Consider the following 22,815-nt stretch of genomic DNA (forward strand, 5'->3'; position numbering starts at 1 on the left):
TACCCCTTTCTATTATCTTGACGAGTCATATAAGTACTATATATCCGATAGTTGTATGATGTGATAAGGTGTAAACTATTAAAGAAAGTTATCTGAACTAACGTTAAAAAACTTTAATTCAACTCACTCTAATAAATAAACGAGGTTCACTAAATGAAAAATTACCACCTGAATAGAATAATCAATTTAAGGTCGGTCGAAGCATATTTTTTGAGAACTGGTTATTTAACACCACCTATTTATTGCATGATACTGATTGATTATCAACGTCCTAGCACAATTGACGATTTTCCTTATTTAAAAAATATTGATGGAATCTCGGAAGACGACTTTGGATATGATAATTTTATAAAAGCAATCATTATTTCACCTGAGAAAGTTACTCAAGAAACATATGATGAATTATGTACCGTGGCAGGTGGTTTTTTAGAGGATAAAGAAGAGTGTCGATGGAATTTGGATATTGAAGTTATTGGTAATTTCAAACATAAAAATAATTTGGATGAAATTTTTCCTTTACTCCAAAATGTATTAGAAAAGTACAAGTGTCCTATAAATATTCATCATATTCCTATAGAAAAATTTAACTTCTTATCACAAGAATAAATGATGTGTGATGTTTTAACATTCAAACCTACTACTCGTCCGATATGATTTATAAGATATCTATATGATCTTCAACTGTTGAAACGAACTAAAAGTCAAAGAATGACTGAATACCATGTATGAATTATGTTTTATCACTAAAAATAATAGTAAAACGATTTGAGGATTGAACATGTGCTGGAGAGGATAAGTGCGACGTGTTTTCAGTTTCGCTATACTAAAAACAAAGGGGGCAATTAGAATGAAATGGTTTCGATTTGAGCAAGAAGGAAAAGTAGGTATCGGGGTTGAACGGGATGGCTCTACATATGATGTGACGGCACAAGTCTATACGAATTCATTGTTTGAAGTGATTTCACGTGAGTTCGAAGTTGACCTTGATTTAGATATCGCGCCACTACTTAAAGGGGATGTACGACAGCTCACACCTTATGTACCGGCACGAAACGTCATATGTGTCGGCAAGAACTACGCCGATCACATCAAGGAGATGGATACAGCGGGAGCGGGGAAATTCGTCTTGTTCACGAAAGCACCGACATCGATCGTTGGTCCGTTCGAACCAATCGAACGGCATGCGGATTTGACGAAGCAACTGGATTATGAAGGAGAACTCGCCATCATCATCGGCAAGACGGGGCGTGATCTGACACCAGAAAATGCGCTTGATCATGTGTTTGGCTACAGTATTGTCAATGACGTGACGGCACGGGATCTACAAAAAGAACACGTCCAGTTCTTCCGTGGTAAATCACTCGATGGGTTCTGTCCGTTTGGACCGGTCATCGTCTCAGCGGATAGCTTTGATCCAAGTGACGTCCTCGTCGAGACACGTGTGAACGGGCAACTCCGACAGTCAGGATCAACCGCCTTAATGTTGCGTGACGTCGTAACGATTTTAGTGGAAGTGTCACGTGGGATGACGCTTGAAGCCGGAGATGTCATCGCGACAGGAACTCCAGCTGGTGTCGGACATGGTATGAAACCACCGGTCTACCTTCAGACAGGGGATGTCGTCGAAGTATCGATTGAAGGAATCGGTCGTTTACAAAATGAAGTCCAGTGAACGAAGATGACCGAATTGATTGAATTGCATTCACCGCTTTCCAAGTTACTTTGGAAAGTGGTTTTTTATTTTGTGAAAATCGTCAAAAATTTAAAAAATGATTGATTTCAAAAAATAAAACAGTCATAAAATGACTGTTTTTGATGTATAATGAAACTATAAGAACGGTTTCATGTCGAAAAAAGTCGTATTTTGAACGTTTTATAAAGAATTTATATAAATTTTGAACGTTTTTGATTGATTTTTATATGTAAACGCTTTATATTAAAGATGCGGAGGGAAACCTTATGTTAACCAAAAAACGCCATCAACTCATCCTTGAGCTTTTAGCCCGAGAAGAAGTCGTCAAGATGCAAAAGATCGTCGAACAAACCGGTGCGAGTGAATCCACGATTCGTCGGGATTTATCACAACTCGAGACAGCAGGTCACCTGCGTCGAGTGCACGGGGGAGCAACAGCAAATCATTTGCAAATTGAAGAACTGAGTTACTTCGAGAAGAGTGACCAACATGTCGAAGAGAAGGAACGGATCGCGCGAGCGGCTGCCGACCTGATTGAAGACGGTATGTATGTCTATCTCGATGCCGGAACGACGACGCTTGCCATCGTTCCGTATCTCGAAGAGAAGGCGATTACGGTCGTAACGAACAGTCTTCCTCTAGCGAACACGTTACTCTATCACCGTATCCCGACGTTCGTCGTCGGAGGGCAACTCAAGCATTCAACGCAGGCACTCGTCGGTTACAACGCACGTGAAGGAATGTTGATTTACCATTTTGATGTCGCGTTCCTTGGGATGAACGGTGTTCATCCAGCACAAGGCTTCACGACACCAGATCCGGAAGAGGCACTCGTAAAGAAGACAGCGATCGAATTAGCAAAACAATCGTATGTACTCGTCGATGAGACGAAGCTGGATGCGATCAGCTTCAGTCGGGTGGCGTCCTTGCAAGCGGCGACGATCATCACGACGACATCCAGTGAGCAAGAAGCGAAATACAGTCAATACACAGAGGTGGTGAACGCGAAATGATTTATACACTGACACTCAACCCATCAATCGACTATTATGTCACGTTACCGGTATTTGAGGCAGGACAAGTCAATCGTGTCGAACAGGCGGAAAAAGTGGCCGGAGGGAAAGGAATCAACGTCTCTCTCGTCCTAAAAAACTATGAGGTAGAAACACAAGCACTCGGATTCCTTGGAGGAAGTACCGGACAATTCATCCGGACGGAACTCGAGAAACGAGGCGTGTTAACGGACTTCACACCGATTCAAGATGAGACGCGGATCAACGTAAAGATTCGTGCCGATCAAGAATCTGAGCTGAATGCAGCGGGACCGAAGATTCAACCGGAAGAGCTGGAGCATTTATTATCCCGATTCAAGACGATGCAAGCCGGTGACATCGTCGTCTTCGCAGGCAGTATCCCAAGCAGTCTACCGCATGATCTCTATCGTCATATCGCGACGATCTTGAATGAACGGAACGTCCGCTTCGCTGTCGATACGACGAAGGAAGCGATGCTTGAAGTCTTACCGCTCGGTCCATTTTTAATCAAGCCGAATCACCATGAACTCGGTGAAATTTTCGACGTCGAGATTACGTCGAAGGAGATGGCCGTTCCATATGCGCAACAGCTCGTCGAGCGTGGTGCCGAGAATGTCGTTATCTCATTTGCAGGAGACGGAGCACTGCTCGTCAATCGTCAAGGTGCCTACACGGCAAACATACCGGCAGGAAAGCTCGTCAATTCCGTCGGTGCCGGAGATTCACTCGTCGCTGGATTCGTCGCCAGCCACGCGCTCGGCAAAACACCAGAAGAAGCGTTCCGCTATGCGGTAACGACTGGCAGCGCGTCTGCTTATTCCTTCGGTCTTTGTACGAAAGAAGATATCGATCGTCTCATCAAAGACGTCAACGTCGTTGAACTCATTCAATCCTAAAAGGAGTGTGACTACTCATGAAAATTACTGATCTCTTGACACGTGATACGATTCAACTCGATTTACAAGCGTCATCTAAAGCCGCTGTCATCGATGAACTCGTCAACGTCCTCGATCGGGCAGGAAAACTAAACGATCGCTCGGCATATAAAGAAGCAATTCTCGCACGGGAAGCGCAAAGTACGACAGGTTTAGGAGAAGGTATTGCCATCCCACACGCAAAAACAGCAGCGGTCAAAACACCAGCAATCGCTTTCGGGCGTTCGGCAGGCGTTGACTACGAAGCACTCGACGGTCAACCAAGTCGGTTGTTCTTCATGATTGCGGCGGGTGAGAACGCAGATAATGCACACCTTGAAACACTTTCGAAACTATCCGTTTATTTAATGGATATGAACTTCCGCGATACGATCCTTGCGGCTAAAACGAAAGACGAAGTCATCGCAGCAATCGAAGCGAAGGAACGCGAAGAAGAAGGTCCAGTTGACGTCTCAAGCGACAACGTCGATCAAGACGCACCATATATCCTTGCCGTCACAGCTTGTCCGACAGGAATCGCACACACGTATATGGCAGCTGATGCCCTTCGTCAAAAAGCGGAAGAGATGGGTGTCCGTATCAAAGTCGAGACGAACGGATCGACAGGCGTCAAGAACGGTTTGACACAACAAGATATCAACGATGCGACAGCCATCATCGTCGCAGCGGATAAAGCAGTTGAGATGGATCGTTTTAACGGTAAACACGTCGTTGAAGTACCAGTTGCACAAGGAATTCGGAAACCACAAGAATTGATCAACCGTGCCGTCAAACAGGATGCACCTGTCTATAAAGCGAGCGGTTCAAGCGAAAGCTCAAAACCAGCTCGTGGCGGATTCTACAAACATTTGATGAGTGGGGTATCCGCGATGTTACCACTCGTCGTTGCAGGTGGTCTCTTGATCGCAATCAGCTTCTTCTGGGGTATCAACTCTGCTAACCCAAAAGATCCATCGTACAATGAGTTCGCTGCGCAATTGATGACGATCGGGAAAGCCGCGTTCGGTCTCTTGATTCCGATCCTCGCTGGATTTATCGCGATGTCGATCGCTGATAAACCAGGTCTTGCTCCTGGTCTAATCGCTGGTTTCCTTGCAAGCAACGGTAACGCTGGTTTCCTCGGCGGATTGATTGCCGGTTTCCTTGCCGGGTACGTCGTACTCTTGCTTGTTAAAGTATTCAAAGGTCTTCCAGCAGCACTTGAAGGAATCAAACCAGTCTTGCTCTATCCTCTGTTTGGTTCATTCATCACAGGAATGATCATGTTGCTCGTCATCAATGAGCCGATTGCGAAGTTCATGACATGGCTCACAGATTCATTGAACGGACTCAGTGGTGGAAACGCAATCCTCCTCGGTATGCTCGTCGCAGCGATGATGGCAATCGACATGGGTGGTCCAATCAACAAAACAGCATACGTTTTCGGTACAGCTGCTCTTACAGCAGGTAACACGGAAGTCATGGCAGCTGTCATGGCAGGTGGTATGGTTCCACCACTCATCGTTGCCTTCTCATCCACATTGTTCGCACGTAAGAAATTCACGCCGCAAGAACGTGAAGCAGGAATTGCTGCTTACGCAATGGGCGCATCGTTCGTCACAGAAGGTGCGATTCCATTCGCTGCAGCCGATCCACTGCGCGTCATTCCGTCAAGCGTCATCGGTTCAGCGATTGCTGGTGCGTTGACGATCGTCTTCGGCGTCTTGCTCCCTGCACCACACGGCGGTATCTTCGTCTTCCCGTTACTTGATGGTCCATCAGGTACGGTCATGGCAATCGTCGGTTACGCGGGTGCGATCCTCATCGGTTCACTCGTCGGTGCGGCAATCCTATCCTTCCTCAAAAAACCGCTTGTTGACCAATCGGTCGCGAAAGCGGAAATGACAGAAGGAACAGGTACGAAAGCATCATAATTCAACTAAATCCTCTCCGTTTTTAAGCGGAGGGGATTTTTTGTTGAATTTTGACGGCTAACGGTGAAGAATAGAGGGCATACTGAATAAGAAGGAGGGATGGACATGGGTGGACAATCCTTACAAATCGGACCACGGACCATAAAGACAGGTCTCGCGGTCATCTTGGCGCTGTTGATCAGTAATCTGTTCAACCTCAGCCCAATCCTGCCTGCGATCTCGGCAGCGACGACACTCCTGCCTTCGGTCTATCAGACATGGAAACAATTTCTCGAGGAAGCAGAGGCCAACTTGATTGGTGCCTTTTTGACGTTACTCGCACTTTGGATTTTAGGCGATAACCCGGCGAATCCGCTTGCGATCGGGATCGTCATCATGGCAGCAATTTCGATCTTGCTAGCTTTTGGTTTCGGGCGGACGATTCCACACGTCGTCTTGATGATCATCGTCATTCTCGAAAGTGTCGCGACTGCGACCGAACCACTTTGGCAAGTCGTTTTGATCCGCTACTTGCTCGTCATGCTCGGGATTGGTTGTGCACTCGGCATCAATGCGTTGATTTTCCCGCCACGTTACGGCAATGTCTATTACCAGAAAGCGACGAAACTCTTTGAGAAACTACTCGTCGTCACGCGAGCAATTGCCTTTGAAGGCAAGGTCACCCCATATCGGGCAGCAATCGATAAGATGGGGCGTTCGCTCCTTGAGACACAAAACCTGTTCAACCTACACAAGGAAGAAATTAGAGGAACGCGTCAGAAGCATGCCTCGCTTCTACGGAACCTGCTGATCCTCAAACATATGCAATCGTGCCTCGAACGTGGCGTCGCGACGGCAGAGCGCTTTAGAGAACGAGAGAAGGCACTTGATTCGATTGCAGACGATCTTCGAAGTGAACTGTTCTATCACTTGATGCATATCGCCCAGCGACAAGAGAAAGTCTTGCTGACATACGATCTCCTGTTGACGGAAGAACCGCTCGCGATGGAGGATCTCGTCAAAGAGAACATTGCCTTCGTCAAGCACTCTTTTCTCGATCGTGATGAACTCGAGGAAGAAGTCATCATGGAAATTTTACCGATCGTCGTCTCGATGAACGAGTGGATACAAGAACTCGAATCCTTTGAAAAACGGCTCAATGGTGGGCTTCGTCGCCATATCACATCACTGACGATCGAACAAAAATCAGTCCGTGATAAAACATTTAATCGATTCAAACGTAAAAAAGCCATTGACGAAAGTAAAAAGTAAGCGTATAGTCCTCCTTAACGATACTTTACTTGCTAAAAGCATAACAGTATAACAGCATAACAGAACGAAAGATTAAGCGATGATGAAACCGAAGTAAAGACCATCTCCCTGTTTCAGAGAGCACGTGGCGCTGCGAACGTGTACACAGATGGTGTTGAATTACAGTTTCTGAGCTTCTTGCGTAAGCGAGCGGAGCAAACCGTTAACCCAATCATGAGTGACTCAGTCGATGACTGGGTAATCAGGGTGGTACCGCGGCTTTCGTCGCCCCTGTCGAACGATACGTTCGGCAGGGGCTTTTTTGTTATCTTACATTCATTCAAGGGGGAACTTATATGTCTACACCAATCATTCCAAGTCACTTACGTCCACATGTCGCACCACAGCACTACGAAGACTACACGCCAACGGATCATGCCGTTTGGAGATACGTCATGCGACTGAATTTAAATACGTTACAAGATACAGCACATCCAGCATACCTCGAAGGGCTTGCTGCATCGGGCATCAGCCCGGAACGGATTCCAGATGTATGTGAGATGACAGCGAACCTAAGCCGTGGAGGCTGGGGAACAGTCGCTGTTGATGGTCTCATTCCTGGCGTCGCCTTCTTCGATTTCCAAGGACATGGTTTATTACCGATTGCAACCGACATCCGGAAGGTCGATAACATTCTCTATACACCAGCACCGGATATTCTGCACGAAGCAGCGGGGCATGCACCGATCTTGATGAATCCTGTCTACGCGGAATTCGTTCGTCGCTTCGGTGAGATAGGGGCACATGCCTTTAACCATAAAGCCGAGCATGACGTGTTCAAGGCACTCAAGAAATTGACGATCGTTAAAGAGAGTCCATTCTCGACGCCAGCCGATATCGAGCAAGCTGAAATTGAGCTTGCGGAGACACGGACACACGTCAAAGGGATTTCGGAAGCGAACGAAATCTCACGTCTGTTCTGGTGGACGGTTGAATTCGGTCTGATTGGTGATATCGACAACCCGCAAATCTACGGGGCAGGTCTTCTATCATCAGTCGGTGAAAGTCGCCATTGTTTGACGAACGCGGTCGTTAAACATCCATTCTCGCTTGAGAAAGCACTTGCGACGAAACATGACGTGACGAGCATGCAAAAAGAACTCTTCGTCTGTGAATCGTTTGAACAACTCCGCGACGCACTCGAAGAATTCGCTCAATCGATGTCCTACATTCGCGGTGGCATCCACGGACTAACGAAAGCCGTTGAATCGGGCAATCTGTCAACGCTCGTCTTCGACAGCGGTCTCTCACTCGTCGGTGTTCCTGAAACGCAAGAGATTCACGATTCGCTGCATATCATCAAACTGACTGGACCGACAGCGCTTGCTGCGAACGATGAAGTGTTGACAGGTCAAGGACTTGCAGATCATCCGGAAGGTTTTACACTCCTTCACGGCAAGGAATTGAACGAAGTATTGATGCAAGTCAAAGTCGGTGAACGTCTCGACTGGGCGGAAGGAAATGTTCATGTCACAGGTGACATCTCAGCAATTCAAAACGTCAATGGTCACCGGGCACTCGTCGTTTTAGAAGCAGCAACGCTCTCGAACGACGGGAAAACGATGACGATGGACCGGATGGAATTGATCGTCGGTGACATCACGTCAGCATTCCCGGGAACGGAAGTTGAAGCACTGAAGCCGATTCCAGAAACGATCGAGTTCGAACGAATCGAGCGTCCGTTGACAGCGGCTGATCCAATCTTCGAAGTTATTCGTGAGATTCGCGAAGGACGTGCTGGTCGGGAACGGTTGCCGCAACTGATCGACCAGACACTCGTCCAGTTACCGGACGCTTGGTTACTCCGCCTCGAATTACTTGAGTTGGCGGATGAAGTCGACCAACCACGTCTTGTCGCTGATCTCGAACGCTTAAAAGCAACGTCCGAACAGCGAGATGAATTAATCACGCGCGGGATGGCATTACTCGACGTCGTTCATCAATGAGTCGAACTCCGGTTCTGAACCTGTTAGAATGGAGACATTCGGTAAAAGGGGATGATCGGTATGACAAACTATTATCAAGACGTAAAGGAATTCCACCGTGTGTTTTCACACCCTGGTGCAACGACGCCAACACCAATGACGGTTGATCGTGGGATTAAACGCTCGACCTGGACGGCGGAAGAAGCGGTCGTTGAGTTCTTGCATCAAACGGCGACGAGTGAAGCAGAGTTCCTCGAGGCAATCGAACGTTTCAAGTCAGGGCTTGATACAGCGGTCGAAAAATCGCTCCAGATGAAACAACCTGAAACAGATGTCGAACGACTCGTTGGACAAGGGGATGCCTTGACGGACGCGCTCTACTTCATCATGGGAAGCTTTGTTGAGATCGGGCTTGATCCGGCTCCATTGTTCGAGATCGTTCAACGTGCCAACATGGCGAAGCTTGGACCGGACGGAAAACCAATCTTCCGAGAATCTGACCAAAAGGTCATGAAACCAGAAGGCTGGCAACCACCGGAACCACAGCTTGAAGCAGAAGTACGTCGACAAATTGCTGCGGCTTCGAGTACGTCAAAAGCTTGATTCATTACGATAAAAAGAGAGGGATGACTGGTCTGCGAACCGGTCATCCCTCTCTTGTTGTATCTATTCGCTTCTTACTTGATAACGCGATAAATCAAGTTGACGGGCGGTGAGGAACTCGACACCTTCTGCTTCAAGCGCAAGTCGCTGTTCATCGCCTTCAAGTGATAGTTTTCCACCAGCAGCAAGCACGCGGTGCCACGGTAGACGTTCCGTCTTACTCATGCTGTGAAGAATCCGCGCCACTTGTCGTGCGCTACGCGGATGACCAGCGAGTCGGGCGACTTGCCCGTACGTCATGACCTGACCAGCAGGAATCGAGCGAATGATCGTCAGAACATCTTGCGTAAACGGAGTCATGACTCGTCAGAAGCGATGACATATTGTTGAATCTTATCGTCTTCGTCAAAGCCGATCGTCACATCAATGATGCCTTGTTGTAGTCGAATCTGAAGTTCAAGGCGGTCCTTGATGTCGTCTGCTTGAGCGATCGTCAACGTTGGATCAACTTCGATTTCAACTTCGACGTGGAAATGATCGCCTTCCTTAATAACTTCCAGTTTACTAATGTCCTTGACGTCTGGGTCTTTCATGATCAGTCCGCCGAGACGTGCTGCCATCGTCTCATCGGCTTCACCAAGTGCACCAGCTGCGTTTTGCAGGAAGACGTTTCCGACGACGTAAAACATCATCAGCCCGATCAGGATCGAAGCAATTCCTTCTGCCTGATGAAACGGTGTCACATGCGAGATGATGACGGCGATCATCGCGACGATCCCGCCAGCCGTTGCGACTAAGTCTTCAAGGAACACAAGGCGTGTCGCGGGTTTTGCTTGTTTGAGTGACCGGAAGCTGTCGAGGATGAGGCGTGGTCCTTTTTAGTCCAGTTTCGCATCATGCGCGATTTCCTGCATCGCTTTAAAGAACACACCACTTTCTAAGACGACACCTGCGAATAAAACAGATAACGTGATCCAGAAGCCTGTCGATTCTGTCGGTTCGATGATGTGGGCAATCCCTTCATGAATCGTTTCGTAGGCCATGATGCCGACGAAGAGGATGGCACCGAGCAAGACGAGATTGACGAGACGACCAAAGCCGTTCGGGAACCGTTTCGTCGGTGCCTTTTTACTGAGGGCAGAACCGATGAAGACGAAAAATTGGTTGGCAGCATCCCCGAGCGTGTGCATCATTTCGGCGAACATCGCGACATTTCCCGTCAGGACGTAGGCAATTGCCTTGATGATGGCGATGATAGAGTTGACGATGCCTGCCGTCAACGCAGACCGGTTACCCCGGCGTAATAACGTAAAAAATTCTCCCATGATTGTACTCCTTTTAGTTAAGTTACGTATTAGTTCATTTTATTATGTTACATCATTTTGAGAAAAACGACTATCTTCACATGAAAAAACCCACGCAAGCTGCGCGGGTTTAACTGGTCAAGACAAGTCGATTGTTTTATTGATTTCGTTCTCATCGTCTTTGCCGACGACTTTCTTCAAAACTTGTTTGACGGACTTTGTCGTGTTTCCTGTTTCCCAGTACTCAGCAGCTTCCGTGTTGACCTTGATCAAGACGACTTTCGGATCTTCGTATGTCGTTCCAAGATATGCTTCGTAACGTGGACTCCAGAGCTCTTTTTTTCGTTCGATGTCTTCGACGAGTTCTGCTGTCCCACGAATCGAGACGTATGATTTGTCGACGTACGCGACGTTAACACTCGGATTCTTAAGTAATTCTTGATACTTGTCCGTTTCTTTTGAAGTGAGGAACCAGAGGTCGCCATCAAATTCGATATCCTGTGTCTGCATCGGACGCGATACGAGTCCTTCTGCTGAAATCGTCGTCAGCATCGCTGTCTCGATTTTATCGATCAGTTTCTTGACCGTTTCGACTGCTTCTTGATTCGTAGTATGCGTTGACATGTAGCTCCACCTCATTCGTTAGATTTTTATGCTCACGTAAGGATTGTTCCCTGAATTTCAAAATGAAAACGTCCCCATGACGGAAAGAAGCAGTTTCGTTGCACGGTACAACGTGGAGGCGTACAGTGTAAGTACGCATTCGAAAGAAAAAGGAGAGACATATATGAAACTTAGTATTTTAGACCAATCCCCGGTCTCTAAAGGACAATCCCCATCTGATGCCTTACACGAAACGGTCGAGCTCGCGAAAATCGCGGACGAACTCGGTTATCATCGCCTGTGGGTATCCGAGCACCACTTTGCAAAAACACTAGCCGGTTCGAGTCCGGAAGTCTTGATCGCGTATATGGCAGCCGTGACAAAACAGATTCGCCTTGGTTCAGGCGGTGTTATGTTGCCACATTACAGTGCCTACAAAGTTGCGGAGAACTTCCGTGTCCTCGAAGGACTTGCTCCGAACCGGATTGATCTCGGTCTCGGTCGGGCACCGGGCGGTATGCCGCTTGCGACGCGTGCGTTACAAGAAGGTTCGTCGCCACGGTTTGGTGGAGCTGATTATGGTGAGCAACTTGATGATCTCGTTGATTACTTGAAAGACGGGGCACCTGCCGGACATCGGTTCGCGGGACTCGTCGCAACACCAGAAGTCGATACGACACCAGAAGGCTGGTTGCTCGGATCAAGTGGTGGTAGTGCCTTGAACGCCGCACAACGCGGATTCGGATTTGCCTTTGCTCACTTCATCAATGGACAGGGTGGTCAGGAAGTAATGGATTACTATCGTCATAATTTCATGGCGACGTCGTTTAATGAGACACCACAAACACTCGTTTCGATCTTCGTGACATGTGCCGAAACGACGGAAGAAGCAGAACGTTTGGCGTCAAGCCTTGATTTATCTCTGCTCTTACTCGAAAAAGGGGTCTCGTCAACAGGAACGCCGACACCGGAAGAAGCAGCAGCGTATCCGTATACGTTCCAAGATCAGTTCCGGATTGCTGAAAATCGGAAACGGATGATCGTCGGTAACCCGGAATCCGTTGCGAAACAATTACAAGAGCTTGCCGATTCATATGGAACGGACGAAGTGATGATTGCTTCGATGATCGCAGACAAACAAGCAAAACAACAATCATTAAAATTAATCATGGACGCTGTCAAAGCGACAGTCTGATTTATACGCACGTCCTTTCTCACGAAGTGAGGGAGGACGTGTTTTTTGCGTCTACTACTGGAATGCGTTCGGATACGATGTCTTTACGCAATCGGAAGAATCCGAATAACGCTGCACCGAACAAGCCGACTGTACCGACTGCAAGTAGCACGATGATAGACACATGATCACTCAGTAAACCAAATAATAGGGTACCAATCGGCATCATCGCCATGGCGACCGATTCAAGGACACCGATGACACGTCCGAGGTAAGCCGGATCGGTCTGTTTTTGAACGATGAGCTGTAGTGGGATGTTCATCCGTAAGACGAGCATGCCGTCGATGAACAATAGAATCATGAAAAAAGGTAATAGTAGAGCAGATGGAACATAGCCGAGTAGGGCAAGTGCAGGAAGCGCATAACAAGAGGCGATTAAAAAGAGCGACTCGAATATCGTCCGTAACGGACGTTTCACGGTAAAGCGAGGTAAGGCAAGAAGCAACGAAGCGACAAGAAGACCAGCACCCAGTGCGGACTCGACTAATCCAAACCGAAATGGCGTGAATTGCAGTCGATCGAGCAAAACGATTGGTAACAAGATTTCGAAAGCGACAAAAAAGAAGTTCAGGACGATCGCCATCAGGACGAGTGTCGTCAATACCGGTTGACGGAACAGATAGCGGTAGCCTTCTTTAAACTCCGAGACGAAAGACGGAGTATTAGTAGTAGCCAGAGGAGAGGTATCCACTGCAAGAAAGCGGAGACGGCTATTCCACCAGGCAGCAGAAGCAAACAGGAGAAACGGTAAGATCAAGAATTGCGTGATGGAGACTGTGGCGATAAGCAATCCCGCAACGAGTGGTGCAGTGATCGTTGAGGTCGATTGAATCGTCGAGAAAAGCGCGTTCCCGCGTTGTAACTCCTCTTCTGCTACGAGTCGCGGTAACGAGCTTGATAAGGTAACGGACAGGAACGTCGACAGGCTCGTCAAGAGCACACTCGCGACGATGTAATGAACGGTATGTAGAGGGGCTTGTAACGAATAGAGCAAAAGTCCAAACAAGACGAGTGCACTTAAGCTTTCGGTCATGACGATGATTCGTTTCCGGTTCCAACGATCAGCAAGGACACCAGCAACCGGTGAGAGCAAAATCCGTGGCACCGATCCTGCAAGCAGGACGAGCGCGAACTGAAGACCAGATGACGTTTCCCGTAAGACGGTCAGTCCAGCGACGAACGTGAATAGACTAGCTGCGAACAACGAACAAAACTTTCCGAATAAGACACGTTTTAAATTAAATGACATCATGTTCACTCCTTCAGAGTTAAATTATATTGAACTTTAGTGTAGAATAAAGGAGTGGAAGAAAAATGTAAAGATAAAGTTCAATATAATTTAACTTTTATGATAAAAGGAGTGACCGGTGTGTTAGGGGAACGTATCAAACAGATCCGAAAACAGAAAAAAATGACGCAAACGGACGTTGCGACCGGCATCATCACGAAGTCAATGCTCAGTATGGTCGAAAACGGGAAAGCGACACCGTCTGTACCCGCATTACAGGCGATTGCTAGGCGATTACAGGTGACAGTCGAAGAATTAATGCTCGATCCGCGCGATGTTCAGATGCGGGAACTCATCGAAACAATCCGTTCACGGCATACCCCATATTTTTCAGACGAAAAAATTCAGGAACTTCTAGAACCTTACTTGGTTCCAAAAACGACTTCCTATTGGCAAGGGCAGGTCTACCATAAATACGGCGATGCCCTCCGAGCGTCTGACCCGGAGCTTGGTTTGACATATTACGAGAAAGCAGAGCGAATTTTTCAACAGCTCGGTCGCCAAGATGAGCAGTTGCTCGTTCAGATCTCGACAGTCTATTTTTTGTTCAATCTCAAACGGACGAAGGAAGCGTACGAGCTGATCGAAGCAATGGATGTACCACGTGAGATTCCACTGGCGCCAAAAACCTATTTAAATTTCCAAATCTTGCGTGCACTTCGAGCAAGTTTGTTCGATGATCATTATACAGAAGCGATCGCCTTATTGCGTGAAGGGGTTCAGTACATGCGAGAGCAAGATGTCTATTATCATGTCGTTTCGTTTCAACGTTTCCTCGGACTGTTTTTATATCTGGAAGGAGAAATCGAACAATCACAGCAGGAGTTTGATCGATTGGAACAGTTTTTTGCATTTAGTGAAACGACTGCCGTTGGACGGATCGAAGTCGATTTGACGAAAGGACTCATCGCGATTTTCGAAAATGATACGAACGGCATGCAGATGGCGTGGGAAAGACTCGTCACTGTAGCGATCGATGACGCGAAGCATTACATCGGACAACTCGAAGTCCATCTCCTTGTCAACGGCATCGAATTATCGAATCAGACGCTGCAGCAGAGCGTCGATAAGATATGGGAGATGCAAGATGCGTGGCTTGCCGCGAGTGGATTCGACCAAGCGATGATGTTACAGACTCTCGTACTGGCGATGCAACGAGGGATTGGTCAGGAACGACTGGAGGATGTTTTACGATTGAAGGATGACCTTCAAAGTGAACGGCTCAAAGGCGATCTTGAGCGAGAGATACAAGCATTGGTTAATGTTCAATGACGAAAAAACAGGCATGAAGCGAGTGCGCTTCATGCCTGTTCGTGTGAGGATGTCGTTCTTCTGAAAATCAATAAGACGCATGCGGCGACGGAAACGATCAAGTGACCGATATAGACGTCTCCCGTCTGGATATAATAAGAGCATCGAGCCACCAAAAATCAATAAGGCAAGAAAGAGAAGTCGGACATAAAGTGTTTTGTAAGACATGCGGACACATCCTTTCCATATCCAGTATATCCAAAAGAGAAGCGGTAAGACAAAAAAACATCCACCCCAAGGGATGGATGAAAAATGTCTTAAAGTGATTTAAAGCCTAACAGTTTTTGTGTCCAGTACCGTTCTGAAAGACGACTGATGCCGAGTGATGGTGTGTTCGCATGGATGAACTGATCGTTGTTCAACATGATGCCGATATGCGTTGGACCAGCGGCATACGTGTTTTCGAAGAAGATGATATCGCCGCGTGCCGGTTGACGCAGTTTCGAGAGCTTCGCCCCAAGATACCGGTCATCATTCCAGTAACCGTTGACGTTCGTCCGTCCGACAGAATAGCCAGCGGCATTCAACGTGTAGTTGATGAAGCCAGAGCAGTCGAAGCCACCGTTGACTGGATTACTAGATCCCCAAACGTATGGTGTTCCGAGATATTGTTGCCCAATCGAAATGGCACGTTCCATCAATGTCGAACCGGGAACGGTCGTCACAGGTGGTGTCGTCGGAGTGACCGGAGGCGTCGTCGTGACGGATCCCGTCGTGATGTAACTCTTCGCGACATAGTAGAGACACGTTCCGATCTTGATCTGGTACCAGCCGCTATCTTTACCTGTCGTTTCACCCGTGACATTGACTGTCGAACCGTGTCCGACTTGTGTGAAAACTTTAGACGACGTCGAAGGCAACGTACGGACATTCAGACCGGTTGGGGCATTGACGCGATACGTCTTCGAGGCATCAACTGGCGTCAAAGAGACTCCAGGAGTCGTCGGTGTTGTTGGTGGTGATGCTTTTGTTGAAGCTTTGACATAGGTCGAAGCGACATATGCTTCTTTTCCGTCAAGCTTGACTTGGTACCACGAATCAACCGCACCTGTGACATCGAGCACCGTCTGATGCGGTAATGTCTTGTAGATTTTTGCGTTCGTCGCTGCAGCAGTCCGTGCGTTCAAGCCTTCCTTCGCATTAACCGTGTAGACTTTTGATCGATCAACCGCTTTAACGACTTTTTTGACGGGAGTCGTTGCGGGTGGTTTTGAATTTGTCGTGACGTTCGACGTCTTTTTGCTGACTAACGTCGCATGGACATAGGCCGTTTGTTTCTTATATGTGATTTGGTACCAATCACCTGATTGTTTCTGAACAGTCAAGACAGTATTCTTTGCCAGTTTTCCGAGTGATTTCGAACTCGTCGTTGCTTTTTGCCGGACGTTGACGGCATCGGTGTTCGTTATGTAGGTCGTAGTTGTCGGAGCCTTTTCCGTCGTTGCTTTGACGTATGCTGAAGTAATGAAAGCTGGTTTCGACTGATAGCGGATTTCATACCAGCTGTTGACTTTCTTGACAGCTGTCAGCTTCGTACCTTTTTTTAGCGTCGTGATGACCTTCGCGGAAGTCGAGGCAGCCGTGCGAATGTTGACGTTATCCGTCAAAGTCAGTGTCGTTGACGCGGCTGAAACCGGAATTGTGGTACCGACCAAAGCGAGCGTCGTGAGGGCGAGAACGGTCTTTTTCACGTGACATAGCTCCTTCCAAGAGATAGGTAAAAATCGTTGTTACCATTTTGTCATAAAAAGTGCTGATTCCCCTGAATTAAAAATATAATTTTTGTCTGGAAAACTGTAATACCGTTTTTCAAAAAATGAATAGGTAGAAGGAGTATTTTCAAAAAAGTTCAAGTACACTAGAAGTACTCGGAAGGAGGCTACACATGTTACACCGTTTTTATCAATATTATATCCCACATAAACGTTTATTCTGGCTCGATTTCATATCTGCCTTATTCGTCGGGGTGTTAGAACTTGCTTTTCCACTCGCAGTCCAGTGGTTCATCGACTCCTTGTTGCCAAACGGTGAGATGAACTGGATCATCCTCGTCAGCGTCGGATTATTAGCGCTCTACGTCATCAGTACGCTGATGCAATTCGTCGTCAACTATTTCGGACATAAGCTCGGGATTAACATCGAGACCGATATGCGTCGTCAGTTGTTTAGTCATGTCCAGAAACAGTCGTTTCGTTTCTTTGACAATACGAAGACGGGTCATATCATGAGCCGGATCACGAATGATTTGTTTGATATCGGGGAACTAGCCCATCATGGTCCGGAAGATGCGTTCATTGCCGTCATGACCTTGCTTGGTGCATTCTCGATCATGTTGACGATCAACGTGCCACTCGCGCTCGTGACAATCATTGCCGTACCATTCCTGATCTGGCTGATCAGCTATGCGAACGTCCGGATGAATAAATCATGGGACCGGATGTACGGTAATATCGCGGAAGTCAATTCACGCGTCGAGGACAGTGTTTCCGGTGTCCGTGTCGTCCAGTCGTTCACGAACGAAGCTTACGAAATCGAGCGTTTTGAAAAAGACAACGCGACGTTCCGGCAGTCGAAGATCAATGCCTACAAGGTCATGAGTAAGAGCCTGTCCGGCATCTACTTGATGACTCGTTTGATGACACTTGCCGTCTTAGTCGTCGGTGCGTACTTGACACATCGCGAAGCCTTAACGGCAGGAGAACTCGTCGGCTTCATTCTCTACATGAATATCTTATTGAAGCCAATCGATAAGATTACGGCATTGCTTGAGATGTATCCGAAAGGGATGGCTGGCTTTAAGCGGTTCCTTTCGATGATTGATGAAGATGCATCTTTACCTGATGCGCCAGATGCGCTCGTTGTTGATCGCTTGAACGGTGGCATCACGTTCAAGGATGTCGCATTCGGATATGAAGCGGATCGTCTAATCTTAGAACACATCAATCTGACGGTCGAACCTGGTCAGACGGTCGCATTCGTCGGAACGTCCGGGGCAGGGAAGACGACGATCTGTTCGTTGATTCCACGTTTTTACGATGTTCTAGATGGCGCAATCACGATTGACGGAATCGATATCCGGCAGATGACGAAGGAGTCTCTGCGACAACAAATCGGGATCGTCCAGCAAGATGTCTTTTTGTTCTCAGGGACGATCGCTGAAAACATCGCCTACGGTGATTTGAATGCGACGCACGAAGACATCGTGCAAGCGGCAGAACGTGCCCATCTCGGTCCGGTGATCGCGGATCTACCTGATGGGTATGCGACACAAATCGGCGAACGGGGACTCAAATTGTCGGGTGGACAAAAGCAACGACTCGCCATCGCGCGGATGTTCCTGAAGAACCCGCCGATTCTGATTCTTGATGAAGCGACGTCTGCCCTTGATACAGAAACGGAAGCACTGATTCAAGAATCGCTTGCCGAGCTGTCTGAGAACCGGACGACGCTCGTTATCGCCCACCGTTTAGCAACGATTCGAAATGCCGATAAGATTTTCGTCGTCACGAAGGACGGCATCGTCGAAGAAGGCTCGCATGATGAACTAATGGATCAAGGTGGTTACTTCTCCCGTCTGTTAGAGAGACAACGAGTTTGAATCAAATTGAAAGAATGAGAGGCGACGGACATGTTCTGTCGCCTTTTTTTGTTCGTCTAAAAATAAGGTTGTACAAACCAATTTTAGGGAAAACGATTTATAGAAAAGAAGGCGAGGTGGAAGGATGTACGGTCAATTCTGTGAGAACTATGATGAGAGTTATCCCGTCTTACGGGAGGAATCGTCACATGATTTCCATCGTTTTTTTGCGCTGTCCTACACGATTCATGATACCGTTTTTGAACAGAATGTCTACGAACGGCTGATGCGGACGATCAAACATAAGACGTCGCGTTTTTCAGCACTTCGGAGCCGCTATACACCGTTACTTGTCGCCCATGTTCAATTGAATAGCACGGATCCCGATGTTCTCATCGAAGAAATCATCGTCGCGGAAAAGAAGATTAAACATCGCTTGATTCGTGATAAAGGAGTCCGCCCATTTTTTGCACTCAACGAAGTGCTGAACCGGCGACAAGTGATTGATGCGTTCCCTTACATGGAGCGCTTGCATGCGACACGACCTCATCTAAATGCCGCGAAACAATACGTCGTGACATCGACCTTGCTTGAACAGCACCCACTACCAGATACGTTTTTAGAACGCGTTGATACGTTTGAAGAGTGGCTTGCGCAATATATGGAACGGACGAGTGAACGTGTCATTACGGCGCAGATCTTAGCAGCGCATCCGGATGCGTCAGCGCAACAAGAACGAATCGTTGCTTGGCGGGAACTGTTAGAGCGAAGAGAAATCATTATTTGGGATCGTTTAATGCCGCTTCTTGCGTTATTACCATCGATGGAACGTGTTGATTGGATTTACGTGACCCGGATCGTCGACCGGGAGCGGGCACGGAATCGTTTTTCAGACGAAGTCAACTGGTTGATTGCCTTTCATCTGTTACTGGCTAAATCAGGAGTGACACGGGTGCAAGCTACGTTATTGTTACTGGCTGCACTAGAACTAACGAAAAAACCGTGACGTGAAGCATTGAAATAGACAAAACGGACGAGGTATGGCGCGCACCATACCTCGTCCGTTTTACTGTATGCTCATCTGACTTAATCAAACGTCGTAAACGTCGCATGTTGTTCGACCGGATAAAGTTCCGTACCGGCGACAGCGTTCAAGATCAACTGATTCCGCGAAACAGACATGCCGAGATTATCAGCTGCTGGACCATGTGATAACTCTAAATTAGCGGTTGCGTAAAGATGATGCGCCGTCTCGACGGAACGCACGATTTGATAGTCCGCGTCGACTTTCCAAGCGTTGGGTGCTTCGAACACGATATCGAGTCGATCAATGAAGCTTGGAAGGGATGGCGAAAAGCCGGTTGCCGCGATGACAGCATCTGTTTTGGACGAGCGTTCATCTTCGAGCTCTTGATGTTGCATCGCGATCGTGAACCGTTCGTCATAGGTAATCTTTTTCACTTCAAGATTCGCGCGAATCGCGACTTGTTGCTGTTCTTCTTCCGTCAAATCATAGAGATGGGCATAGATTGATTGCAGGGTCTCTGGACTGATGCCGTTCTGAGACCGGGCGAATTTCTTGACCGACTCTTGTCTTACTTCGAGTGGGAGTTGGTTGAAATACGTCACATAGCTCGGTGAAAAAATTTCTTCTCCGAGTTTACCGGTCTCGAGTGTCTCAAACAGTGTCGAACGCGCAATCCATTCGAGTTCAGGACGCTTTGGAGCAGGTGTCGTCAAAAGATCAAGGAAGATTTCGGCAGCACTTTGACCGGAGCCGACGATACTGATTTTTTTGCGCTGCAACAGTTCTGCCTTGTTCATGACATACTGTGTATTGTGAATGACACGCTCGTCAAACGTGTCTGGAATCGCTGGCTTTGAGCCAGTACCGATGACGACGTTCCGTGCTTCGAACGTTTCCCGTTTACCAGTTGTGACATCTTCGACGAGGACCTCAAAACTATCACCGGTATCTTGCACATCGACGACGCGAGTTGAAAATCGTAAATCATTAAGCTGTGTCGCCACCCAGCGTAAGTAATCATTGTAACCTTGTCTTGAAATCAGAAGTTTTTCATAGAAGTAAAACGTGTGGAGACGTTGGATCGATCGTAAGTAATTAAGGTAAGAAAATGCGCTCGTCGGATCAGCAAGTGTGACGAGATCGGAGATGAAGCTTGTCTGCATCATCGAGTCCTGAATCATCATGCCGGGATGCCATGAGAATTGTTCGCTTTCGTCAAAAAATAACGTTTTTAAATCTGTCGGATGAGCCAGTGCGCTCAATCCTAAATTCATCGGACCAATGCCGATGCCGATTAAGTCATACATAGAAAAAGCCTCCCAATTCGATATTGTTCTAAAACAATACCCGAAAAGGAAGGCGGACGAAACGTCAGGCTGAAGTTTACAGCTGGTCGGTCGTCGTTGTTTTTGTCTCGACCGTCATCGTTTTTCCGTCACGTATGATTGTCAGTGAGAGTGGACCGTCTGATTTGATGAGTGCCGTTTTGATATCGACGAATCCTTTAATCTCGGAGTCGTTGATTTTCGTGATCACGTCACCTGTTTTCAGTTTAGCCGCAGCGGCTGGACTGTTCGGTTCGACTGACATGACGACGACACCTGTTTTTTGACTGTCTGGTAAGTTAACTTGATCTTTTAAATAACCAGCAGGGAACGCCGCCACATCTTGTAAGGAAACACCGAGTGTCGGATGTTCGACTTTACCGTTCGTCTCAAGTTGTTTGAGGATTGGTAATGCATCATCGATTGGAATACTGAAACCGACACCTTCAACACCCGACTCGGCAATTTTCATCGAGTTAATACCGACGAGTTGTCCTTGTTCATTGATCAAGGCACCGCCTGAGTTACCAGGATTGATCGCGGCATCCGTCTGGATGACCGTTGTATTAAAGTCGTCTTGTCCATCGTTATTCGTATCGACCGGTACAGTCCGGTCTTTCGAACTGACGATTCCACGGGTAACGGAGTTTTGGAATTCACCAAGCGGATTACCAATCGCAAGGACAGTCTGTCCGGCTTTTAAGTCAGCCGATTTCCCGAGTGTGATGACGCCTGGAACGTCGTTTGCGTCGACTTCTAACACGGCTAAGTCATACGTTTCGTCACTACCGAGTAATTTGGCTTGCAGTGTTTTACCGTTGTTAAGTGTGACATCAAGTTTTGATGCGCCATCGACGACGTGGTGGTTCGTAATGATGTATGCTTTTCCATTCTCTTTTTTATAAATGACACCAGATCCCGAGCCGGCAGCTGCTTCTTTTTGCGACATCGCATTACCGGTTTGATAATTCGTTACCGTTACAACGGATTTTTGAGCAGTGGCGACTGCATTCGTCACTGGATCATTCGACGTCGTCGAGACTTGTTTTGGCATTCCGTTTGAGAGTGGTGTGTCCGCGACCTGTTGCTCTTGATCGAGTAAAATCGGAAACGCGATCGTTGCCGTCAGAACGGCACCGATGATTCCTCCAGTCAATCCAGGTAAAAGTCCTTTTGTTTTTCCAGCCATAAGTCGTCATCCCTTCCTGTATGATTTCTGACTTCATCATAGCAAATGAAGTGACTTGTCACCTGATTACGGGAGACATTCCGAAATGACTCATCATTCCCCATAATTCGACGACAATTTCTAAAAGTTGAGATAATCGGATCAGTTCGATACACTGAAGCTGTTTCGAATGAATCCGTAAAGTGGAAAGAGAGAGTGAATGATCATGCTATTACGTCTAGTCTATGGAGCAGGATTATTGTTTGCGGGAGTTGGTCATTTCCGCAACGAGAAAGGGTTTGTCAGCATCATGCCGTCGTTCATTCCGTTTAAGCGCTTTTTCGTCCAAGTAACGGGTGTGATCGAGATCGCTTATGGTCTCATGCTGTTGACAGGAAAAGGAGTACATCTCGTTCGTAAGACGCTTCCGGCCTTTTTGTACGCGGTCTTACCGGCAAACGTCAATATGGCCGTCAATCCGAAGCCGGTCAATGGGAAGCGCCTTCCATCATGGTTGCTCTGGACACGTTTGCCGCTTCAATGGGGACTGATCGCCTTGGCCAAACGCCTGAAATGAATCGGAAC

At 47.5% G+C, this 22,815-nt stretch carries 19 protein-coding genes, 1 pseudogene and 1 other annotated feature; of the genes and pseudogenes, 13 read left to right on the forward strand and 7 right to left on the reverse strand.

Features of this window, described 5'->3' with window-relative positions:
• Nucleotides 1-153 precede the first annotated feature (153 nt).
• The 8 genes from Q9R23_RS02020 to Q9R23_RS02055 all read left to right on the forward strand — a co-directional run bounded on the left by Q9R23_RS02020 (nucleotide 154) and on the right by Q9R23_RS02055 (nucleotide 9,393).
• A complete protein-coding gene (locus Q9R23_RS02020) occupies nucleotides 154-606 on the forward strand; it encodes a hypothetical protein (protein WP_214855308.1) in 453 nt (150 codons plus the stop codon).
• A 241-nt stretch (nucleotides 607-847) separates the two neighbouring features.
• Nucleotides 848-1,672 (forward strand): fumarylacetoacetate hydrolase family protein, encoded by an 825-nt coding sequence (locus Q9R23_RS02025; protein WP_290755477.1) that lies wholly within the window; start codon nucleotides 848-850, stop codon nucleotides 1,670-1,672.
• Between the two features lie 287 nt (nucleotides 1,673-1,959).
• Nucleotides 1,960-2,706, forward strand: coding sequence for a DeoR/GlpR family DNA-binding transcription regulator (locus Q9R23_RS02030; protein WP_290782013.1), 747 nt, complete (start codon nucleotides 1,960-1,962; stop codon nucleotides 2,704-2,706).
• Complete coding sequence (gene pfkB / locus Q9R23_RS02035; RefSeq protein ID WP_311246323.1) at nucleotides 2,703-3,623, forward strand: 1-phosphofructokinase; 921 nt, start codon at nucleotides 2,703-2,705, stop codon at nucleotides 3,621-3,623. The genes Q9R23_RS02030 and pfkB overlap by 4 nt, the downstream gene beginning before the upstream one ends.
• Before the next feature lie 17 nt (nucleotides 3,624-3,640).
• Nucleotides 3,641-5,575, forward strand: a complete 1,935-nt coding sequence (locus Q9R23_RS02040) for a PTS fructose transporter subunit IIABC (protein WP_035408791.1) — start codon at nucleotides 3,641-3,643, stop codon at nucleotides 5,573-5,575.
• A 105-nt stretch (nucleotides 5,576-5,680) separates the two neighbouring features.
• The gene (locus tag Q9R23_RS02045) at nucleotides 5,681-6,826 is read left to right on the forward strand and encodes an FUSC family protein (protein ID WP_035408788.1); all 1,146 of its coding nucleotides are present in this window, start codon (nucleotides 5,681-5,683) and stop codon (nucleotides 6,824-6,826) included.
• A gap of 70 nt (nucleotides 6,827-6,896) precedes the next feature.
• Nucleotides 6,897-7,101: a binding site (T-box leader), on the forward strand.
• Between the two features lie 60 nt (nucleotides 7,102-7,161).
• Nucleotides 7,162-8,811: an aromatic amino acid hydroxylase gene (locus Q9R23_RS02050; protein ID WP_311246324.1), complete on the forward strand. Its 1,650-nt coding sequence runs from the start codon at nucleotides 7,162-7,164 to the stop codon at nucleotides 8,809-8,811.
• A gap of 51 nt (nucleotides 8,812-8,862) precedes the next feature.
• On the forward strand, nucleotides 8,863-9,393 hold the full coding sequence (locus Q9R23_RS02055; RefSeq protein ID WP_214855318.1) for a pyrophosphohydrolase domain-containing protein: 531 nt from the start codon (nucleotides 8,863-8,865) through the stop codon (nucleotides 9,391-9,393).
• Between the two features lie 63 nt (nucleotides 9,394-9,456).
• On the opposite strand, the gene Q9R23_RS02060 is transcribed toward Q9R23_RS02055, so the two are convergent.
• The 3 genes and pseudogenes from Q9R23_RS02060 to Q9R23_RS02070 form a co-directional block, all read right to left on the reverse strand.
• Nucleotides 9,457-9,753, reverse strand: a complete 297-nt coding sequence (locus Q9R23_RS02060; protein WP_214855320.1) for an MGMT family protein — start codon at nucleotides 9,751-9,753, stop codon at nucleotides 9,457-9,459.
• A pseudogene (locus Q9R23_RS02065) lies at nucleotides 9,750-10,718 on the reverse strand (cation diffusion facilitator family transporter). The gene Q9R23_RS02060 and the pseudogene Q9R23_RS02065 overlap by 4 nt, the downstream one beginning before the upstream one ends.
• Before the next feature lie 117 nt (nucleotides 10,719-10,835).
• Entirely contained in the window at nucleotides 10,836-11,321 is a 486-nt protein-coding gene (locus Q9R23_RS02070; protein ID WP_290782020.1) for a pyridoxamine 5'-phosphate oxidase family protein, read from the reverse strand.
• 163 nt (nucleotides 11,322-11,484) lie between these two features.
• Here Q9R23_RS02070 and Q9R23_RS02075 point away from each other — a divergent pair, with 163 nt between their 5' ends.
• A complete protein-coding gene (locus Q9R23_RS02075; protein WP_035408770.1) occupies nucleotides 11,485-12,495 on the forward strand; it encodes an LLM class flavin-dependent oxidoreductase in 1,011 nt (336 codons plus the stop codon).
• A gap of 19 nt (nucleotides 12,496-12,514) precedes the next feature.
• Here Q9R23_RS02075 and Q9R23_RS02080 read toward each other — a convergent pair whose 3' ends face one another.
• On the reverse strand, nucleotides 12,515-13,783 hold the full coding sequence (locus Q9R23_RS02080; protein ID WP_290782022.1) for an MFS transporter: 1,269 nt from the start codon (nucleotides 13,781-13,783) through the stop codon (nucleotides 12,515-12,517).
• Between the two features lie 120 nt (nucleotides 13,784-13,903).
• Between Q9R23_RS02080 and Q9R23_RS02085 the strand changes: the two genes are divergently transcribed.
• Nucleotides 13,904-15,094, forward strand: coding sequence for a helix-turn-helix domain-containing protein (locus tag Q9R23_RS02085; protein ID WP_290782024.1), 1,191 nt, complete (start codon nucleotides 13,904-13,906; stop codon nucleotides 15,092-15,094).
• A 296-nt stretch (nucleotides 15,095-15,390) separates the two neighbouring features.
• Here Q9R23_RS02085 and Q9R23_RS02090 read toward each other — a convergent pair whose 3' ends face one another.
• Nucleotides 15,391-16,824 (reverse strand): C40 family peptidase, encoded by a 1,434-nt coding sequence (locus tag Q9R23_RS02090; RefSeq protein WP_311246325.1) that lies wholly within the window; start codon nucleotides 16,822-16,824, stop codon nucleotides 15,391-15,393.
• A 194-nt stretch (nucleotides 16,825-17,018) separates the two neighbouring features.
• Here Q9R23_RS02090 and Q9R23_RS02095 point away from each other — a divergent pair, with 194 nt between their 5' ends.
• Both Q9R23_RS02095 and Q9R23_RS02100 read left to right on the forward strand, forming a co-directional pair.
• The gene (locus Q9R23_RS02095; RefSeq protein WP_290782029.1) at nucleotides 17,019-18,731 is read left to right on the forward strand and encodes an ABC transporter ATP-binding protein; all 1,713 of its coding nucleotides are present in this window, start codon (nucleotides 17,019-17,021) and stop codon (nucleotides 18,729-18,731) included.
• Nucleotides 18,732-18,855: 124 nt separating this feature from the next.
• Nucleotides 18,856-19,716 carry a DUF4003 family protein gene (locus tag Q9R23_RS02100; protein WP_311246326.1) on the forward strand — a complete coding sequence of 287 codons (861 nt, stop codon included), beginning with the start codon at nucleotides 18,856-18,858 and terminating at the stop codon, nucleotides 19,714-19,716.
• Between the two features lie 80 nt (nucleotides 19,717-19,796).
• On the opposite strand, the gene Q9R23_RS02105 is transcribed toward Q9R23_RS02100, so the two are convergent.
• Both Q9R23_RS02105 and Q9R23_RS02110 read right to left on the reverse strand, forming a co-directional pair.
• The gene (locus Q9R23_RS02105) at nucleotides 19,797-21,044 is read right to left on the reverse strand and encodes a lysine N(6)-hydroxylase/L-ornithine N(5)-oxygenase family protein (RefSeq protein WP_311246327.1); all 1,248 of its coding nucleotides are present in this window, start codon (nucleotides 21,042-21,044) and stop codon (nucleotides 19,797-19,799) included.
• Nucleotides 21,045-21,120: 76 nt separating this feature from the next.
• Nucleotides 21,121-22,251, reverse strand: a complete 1,131-nt coding sequence (locus tag Q9R23_RS02110; protein WP_035408750.1) for a S1C family serine protease — start codon at nucleotides 22,249-22,251, stop codon at nucleotides 21,121-21,123.
• A gap of 205 nt (nucleotides 22,252-22,456) precedes the next feature.
• On the opposite strand from Q9R23_RS02110, the gene Q9R23_RS02115 reads away from it, so the two are divergent.
• On the forward strand, nucleotides 22,457-22,807 hold the full coding sequence (locus Q9R23_RS02115; protein WP_035408747.1) for a DoxX family protein: 351 nt from the start codon (nucleotides 22,457-22,459) through the stop codon (nucleotides 22,805-22,807).
• The last annotated feature ends 8 nt before the right edge of the window (nucleotides 22,808-22,815 follow it).

Source organism: Exiguobacterium sp. BRG2, assembly GCF_031844245.1.
GTDB lineage: Bacteria > Bacillota > Bacilli > Exiguobacteriales > Exiguobacteriaceae > Exiguobacterium_A.

Bases quoted from the DNA above. Each gene is read 5' to 3' on its own strand.
- Q9R23_RS02070 (WP_290782020.1), bottom strand. From the start codon at position 11,321: ATGTCAACGCATACTACGAATCAAGAAGCAGTCGAAACGGTCAAGAAA.
- Q9R23_RS02020 (WP_214855308.1), top strand. From the start codon at position 154: ATGAAAAATTACCACCTGAATAGAATAATCAATTTAAGGTCGGTCGAA.
- Q9R23_RS02060 (WP_214855320.1), bottom strand. From the start codon at position 9,753: ATGACTCCGTTTACGCAAGATGTTCTGACGATCATTCGCTCGATTCCT.
- Q9R23_RS02045 (WP_035408788.1), top strand. From the start codon at position 5,681: ATGGGTGGACAATCCTTACAAATCGGACCACGGACCATAAAGACAGGT.
- Q9R23_RS02095 (WP_290782029.1), top strand. From the start codon at position 17,019: ATGTTACACCGTTTTTATCAATATTATATCCCACATAAACGTTTATTC.
- Q9R23_RS02100 (WP_311246326.1), top strand. From the start codon at position 18,856: ATGTACGGTCAATTCTGTGAGAACTATGATGAGAGTTATCCCGTCTTA.
- Q9R23_RS02105 (WP_311246327.1), bottom strand. From the start codon at position 21,044: ATGTATGACTTAATCGGCATCGGCATTGGTCCGATGAATTTAGGATTG.
- Q9R23_RS02050 (WP_311246324.1), top strand. From the start codon at position 7,162: ATGTCTACACCAATCATTCCAAGTCACTTACGTCCACATGTCGCACCA.
- Q9R23_RS02030 (WP_290782013.1), top strand. From the start codon at position 1,960: ATGTTAACCAAAAAACGCCATCAACTCATCCTTGAGCTTTTAGCCCGA.
- Q9R23_RS02040 (WP_035408791.1), top strand. From the start codon at position 3,641: ATGAAAATTACTGATCTCTTGACACGTGATACGATTCAACTCGATTTA.
- Q9R23_RS02080 (WP_290782022.1), bottom strand. From the start codon at position 13,783: ATGTCATTTAATTTAAAACGTGTCTTATTCGGAAAGTTTTGTTCGTTG.
- Q9R23_RS02110 (WP_035408750.1), bottom strand. From the start codon at position 22,251: ATGGCTGGAAAAACAAAAGGACTTTTACCTGGATTGACTGGAGGAATC.
- Q9R23_RS02025 (WP_290755477.1), top strand. From the start codon at position 848: ATGAAATGGTTTCGATTTGAGCAAGAAGGAAAAGTAGGTATCGGGGTT.
- Q9R23_RS02115 (WP_035408747.1), top strand. From the start codon at position 22,457: ATGCTATTACGTCTAGTCTATGGAGCAGGATTATTGTTTGCGGGAGTT.
- pfkB (WP_311246323.1), top strand. From the start codon at position 2,703: ATGATTTATACACTGACACTCAACCCATCAATCGACTATTATGTCACG.
- Q9R23_RS02075 (WP_035408770.1), top strand. From the start codon at position 11,485: ATGAAACTTAGTATTTTAGACCAATCCCCGGTCTCTAAAGGACAATCC.
- Q9R23_RS02055 (WP_214855318.1), top strand. From the start codon at position 8,863: ATGATCGGTATGACAAACTATTATCAAGACGTAAAGGAATTCCACCGT.